The sequence below is a fragment of the Isoptericola maris genome, from assembly GCF_048065335.1.
GTDB lineage: Bacteria > Actinomycetota > Actinomycetes > Actinomycetales > Cellulomonadaceae > Isoptericola > Isoptericola rhizosphaerae.
The window spans coordinates 1-3,197 of sequence record NZ_JBLUNY010000006.1; the positions used below are offsets into that span (position 1 = coordinate 1).

Sequence of the window (3,197 nt, forward strand, 5' to 3'; positions counted from 1 at the left end):
ACCTGCAACATCGCCACCACCGCGGACGGCATCGAGCTGATCACCACCCTGGACACCTGCCCCGACGGCTCACGAGAAGCAGACATCGAGAGCGCCCCCTGCAACGACGACGAGTACGAGCTCGCCGAGCTGTGGGTCGAACGCCTCCAGGACGACGGCACCTACACCGCACCCGAGCAGGTCTCCGGCCGCGAGTGCATCACCCCGGCCGACGTCGCCGCCCAGGCCCGACGCGCCTTCGCCGCCATGCAGATCACCACCCCCACCGCCACGGTCCAAGCCCGCGAACCGCTGCTGGTCAACGTCCACTACCCCGCCTACGCCACCACCCAACCCCAGACCCAACAGGCCACCCTCCTGGACGTGCCCGTCGAGATCCGCGCCGACCCGGTCGAATACACGTGGAACTTCGACGACCCCCACACCCCAGGCGGCGACACACTGACCACCACCGACCCCGGCCGAGCCTGGACCCAGGACAACCCCAGCCCCGACGCATCCTGGATCGGGCACACCTACACCCACCTCGGCGACCCCGCCCACGACCCCGACACCCACGTCGACGACCAGGGCGACTGGTACCGCGACACCGTCACCGTCACCCTGGACACCACCTGGCAAGGCCACTTCCGCATCGCCGGCACCAGCACCTGGACCACCATCGACGGCACCATCACCACCACCAGCACCACCGAACCCCTCACCGTCACCGAAGCACGCGTCCGCCTCCACTGCGACGACCTGCACGGAGCCACCACCTGCTGACGCACGACGGAACGACACCATCCGACGCGGCACCCCCTCGACGCGACCCGGTACTACCTCGGCACGACCGGTACTACCTCGGCGTGGCGCGGCGGGTCTCGCGCAGCCGCTCGCCCTTGGCGTGCGCGACGTCGCGCAGCTCGGCCTGGAACGCGACCATCCGTTCGCGCAGCGCGAGGGACTCCGCATCGGTGCCCGCACCGAGGATCTGCGCCGCGAGCAGGCCGGCGTTGCGGGCGCCCCCGATCGACACCGTGGCGACCGGGACTCCGGCCGGCATCTGCACGATCGACAGGAGCGAGTCCATCCCGTCCAGGTGCTTGAGCGGCACCGGCACGCCGATCACCGGCAGCGGCGTGACCGCGGCCAGCATGCCCGGCAGGTGCGCCGCTCCCCCGGCACCCGCCACGACCACCCGCAGGCCCCGGTCGGCGGCACCGCGACCGTACTCGATCATCTCGGTCGGCATCCGGTGCGCCGAGACCACGTCCACCTCGCTGGCCACGCCCAGCTCGTCCAGCGCCTCGGCCGCGGCCTGCATGACGGGCCAGTCGGAGTCCGACCCCATGACGATCCCGACGACGGGCTTGTTCTCGCTCATCAGTTCTCCTCGATCTCCTCGCCGCGCAGCAGGGCGGCCGCGGCGACCGCACGGCGGCGGACCTCGTCCAGGTCGTCGCCGCTGACGTTGACGTGTCCCAGCTTGCGGCCCGGGCGGATGTCCTTGCCGTACAGGTTGACGCGCGCCTCCGGGAACCGCGCGCCGAGGTCGGGCAGCGCGTCCGTGAGGCGCTCCAGGCTCGAGCCCAGGACGTTCGCCATGACGGTCCAGCGTGCGGTCGGCGCGGTCGCACCGAGCGGCAGGTCCAGCACCGCCCGGAGGTGCTGCTCGAACTGGCTCGTCGCGGCGCCGTCGATCGTCCAGTGTCCGGAGTTGTGCGGACGCATGGCGAGCTCGTTGACGAGCACCACCGGTCCGCCGTCACCGTCCGGCACCTCGAACATCTCCACCGCGAGGACGCCGGTCACGTCGAGCCCCTCGGCCACCTGGACGGCTACCTGGCGAGCCCGCTCGGCAAGCTGCGGGTCGAGGCGCGGAGCGGGCGCGATCACCTCGGCGCAGACGCCGTCCCGCTGGATCGACTCCACCACGGGCCATGTCCGCACCTCTCCCGACGGCCGGCGGGCGACGAGCACCGCGAGCTCACGGCTGAACGGCACCTTGTCCTCGACGAGGAGCTCGGGGCCTCCCGCGGCGTGGGCGGCGATCCAGTCGTCCGCCTCCGTCGGTGCGGCGACCACGCGCACGCCCTTGCCGTCGTAGCCGCCCCGAGCGGTCTTCACCACCGCCTCACCGCCCGGTGCGCCGTCGAGGAAGACCTCGAGCGCGGACCGGGCGGCCTCCGGATCGGTGGGCAGCGCCGCCCAGCGCGGGCACGGGGCCCCGAGCTCGGTGAGCCGACGGCGCATCACGATCTTGTCCTGGGCCTGCACCAGGGCTCCAGGGCCCGGCCGCACCGGGGTGCCGCCGTCGACCAGGTCGGCCAGGAGGCTGTTCGGCACGTGCTCGTGCTCGAAGGTCAGCACGTCGGCCGCGGCCCGTCCGTCCGCGGGGGCCACGAGCGCGCGGATCGCCGCCTCGTCGGACGCGGCCCCGACCGGGGCGTCGACGACGACCTGCGCCGCCGCTGTCGCGGGGTCCTCGACGAGCACCCTCAGGTGGACACCGAGCTCGGCGGCGGCCGGGGCCATCATGCGGGCGAGCTGGCCGCCACCGACGACGGCGACCACGGGTGGGACGGGGGCACTGGCGGGGGGCGTCACGTTGGTCGAGGATACCGGCCGGGCCGATAAGGTGGCCCGCATGTCTCGTGCCCCGGCAGCCGCACCCGCCCCGCAGCGGTGGCCGGCGCGCACGATGCTCGCACTGTGGGCGCGGCGCATCGAGCTGCTGCGGTTCGGTTCGGTGGGCGCGCTCGCGTTCGTGGTGGACCTCGCCGTGTTCAACCTGATGCTGCACGGGCCTGTCGACGTGCTCGCCCACAAGCCGATCACGGTGCGGATCATCGCGGCGGCGGTCGCGACTCTCGTGGCATGGGTCGGCAACCGGTACTGGACGTTCGCGGACCGCCGTACCCCGCGCCGCGGACGCGAGCTGTTGGAGTTCGCCGCGGTGAACGTCGGCGGGCTCGCCATCTCGGCCGGATGCCTGGCGGTGTCCCGGTACGTGCTCGGCCTCGACTCGGCACTGGCGGACAACGTCGCGGCGAACGGGGTCGGCCTCGTGCTGAGCACGATCTTCCGGTACGTCATGTATCGCACGGTGGTCTTCCGCGGCGTCGGCTGACCCCGAGCGTTGTGGGCGCGATTTCTGGGCCTACAACCAGCCGCAAACGGACAATACGGGCCAGAAATCGCGCCCACAACGATGA

At 72.4% G+C, this 3,197-nt stretch carries 4 protein-coding genes; 2 read left to right on the plus strand and 2 right to left on the minus strand.

All coding sequences use genetic code 11. From position 1 onward, the window contains the following. The coding region (locus tag ACH5HR_RS10220; protein ID WP_416477701.1) for a hypothetical protein at window positions 1-765 on the plus strand (765 nt) is incomplete at its 5' end. Window positions 766-838: 73 nt separating this feature from the next. Here the strand turns inward: ACH5HR_RS10220 and purE are convergent. Together purE and ACH5HR_RS10230 are read right to left on the minus strand one after the other, a co-directional pair. Further along, window positions 839-1,366: a 5-(carboxyamino)imidazole ribonucleotide mutase gene (purE, locus tag ACH5HR_RS10225; protein WP_402377398.1), complete on the minus strand. Its 528-nt coding sequence runs from the start codon at window positions 1,364-1,366 to the stop codon at window positions 839-841. After that, the gene (locus tag ACH5HR_RS10230; protein ID WP_416477703.1) at window positions 1,366-2,589 is read right to left on the minus strand and encodes a 5-(carboxyamino)imidazole ribonucleotide synthase; all 1,224 of its coding nucleotides are present in this window, start codon (window positions 2,587-2,589) and stop codon (window positions 1,366-1,368) included. The genes purE and ACH5HR_RS10230 overlap by 1 nt, the downstream gene beginning before the upstream one ends. A gap of 40 nt (window positions 2,590-2,629) precedes the next feature. On the opposite strand from ACH5HR_RS10230, the gene ACH5HR_RS10235 reads away from it, so the two are divergent. After that, window positions 2,630-3,112 (plus strand): GtrA family protein, encoded by a 483-nt coding sequence (locus tag ACH5HR_RS10235; RefSeq protein WP_402377404.1) that lies wholly within the window; start codon window positions 2,630-2,632, stop codon window positions 3,110-3,112. The last annotated feature ends 85 nt before the right edge of the window (window positions 3,113-3,197 follow it).

Bases quoted from the DNA above. Each gene is read 5' to 3' on its own strand.
- purE (WP_402377398.1), bottom strand. From the start codon at position 1,366: ATGAGCGAGAACAAGCCCGTCGTCGGGATCGTCATGGGGTCGGACTCC.
- ACH5HR_RS10235 (WP_402377404.1), top strand. From the start codon at position 2,630: ATGTCTCGTGCCCCGGCAGCCGCACCCGCCCCGCAGCGGTGGCCGGCG.